The sequence below is a fragment of the Cellulomonas hominis genome (assembly GCF_005239125.1).
GTDB lineage: Bacteria > Actinomycetota > Actinomycetes > Actinomycetales > Cellulomonadaceae > Cellulomonas > Cellulomonas hominis_A.
This window is the reverse complement of sequence record NZ_SZYE01000360.1, coordinates 1-1,099: the sequence shown is the minus strand read 5'-3', so window position 1 is coordinate 1,099 and position 1,099 is coordinate 1. Positions and strand designations below refer to the sequence as shown.

The 1,099-nt window shown below is 81.1% G+C and carries 1 protein-coding gene; it reads left to right on the top strand.

The window, feature by feature from the left end; translation table 11 throughout:
* Positions 1-1,012, top strand: a 1,012-nt coding sequence (locus FA014_RS20420) for a hypothetical protein (protein WP_195969402.1), incomplete at its 5' end; no start/stop codon positions are given.
* Positions 1,013-1,099: the final 87 nt, after the last annotated feature.

Here is a 1,099-nt window from a genome sequence, read left to right as displayed (position 1 = left end):
GGCGCGCGCCGCCCGGCGCGTGCTGTCCGGCTGCGACGACGTCCGGCCCGCCGGCGACCTCACGGCCCGCCTGCTCGCCCTGGGCGGTGCGCCCGTGCCCTCGGGTGCCGACGCCGTCGCCCGCCCGGGCGGCGCGCGGCCCATGGACCCGTTCGTGCCGCCGTCCGCCGTGCGCGGCGCGGCGGCGTTCACCGGGTCGGCACCCGCGACGTCCGGGATCGGGGGCCTGCTCGGCGGGCGCGGTCCGTTCGGCGAGGGCGTCCTCGGCGGGCGGTCCGTGCTCGGTGGGCACTCCGTCCTGGGCGGCTCGGTGCTCGGCTCGCGCCGGCTGCTCGGCGACCGCCCCGTCGTCGGGAGCGCCCCCGGGGCGACGGCCGCCGGTGCGACCCGCCGCGGCCTGCGGGCGGCGGTGGGGTCCCTCACCGGCCTCGGCGTGGTCGCGGTCGGGCTGTTCCTGCTGGGCGACCGCCCCACCGTCGCCCCGGCGACCCAGTCGGCGGAGGCGCTGTCGCTGCTCGGCGAGGCCGGTCCCGCCGCGGTGCCCGTGGTCGCCGCCGGGTCGGAGGGCGCCGCGCCCGCCGCGGGCGCGACCACCCGGGACTACCTCGACTGGATGCGCGCCGAGGGCTGGACCTGCCCCGAGCAGGTCCCCGCGGGCTGGGCGGTCACGGCCGTGCACCTGCGCGACGACGGCGGCACGCTCGAGGTGGACCTGTCCGGGCCGACCGGGGACGTCGTCGTCACCGAGCAGCACGGCCGGCTCGACGTCTCCGCGCTCACCGCCGCGGAGCCGATCGACGTCGAGGGCCGCACCGTCTACCTGCTGTCCGCCGAGCCCTGGCACGCCGCCTGGCAGTCGGGGGACACCGTCGTCGAGGTCGTGTCGTCGCGCACCGGCGCCGGCGCCGCCGCGGTGGTCGCGCAGTTCCCCGAGGGCGAGTTCGACGCCGGCCTGAGCGCCCGGCTGACCCGCGGGTGGGACACCTTCGCCACCGCGGTGCACCTGCCGTGACCGCGCCCGACGAGCGCGCCGGCGACGCGCCGCAGGACGCCCCGCAGCGCCGCCCCGTGGCCGCCGACCCGTTCGCGCCGCCGCCGG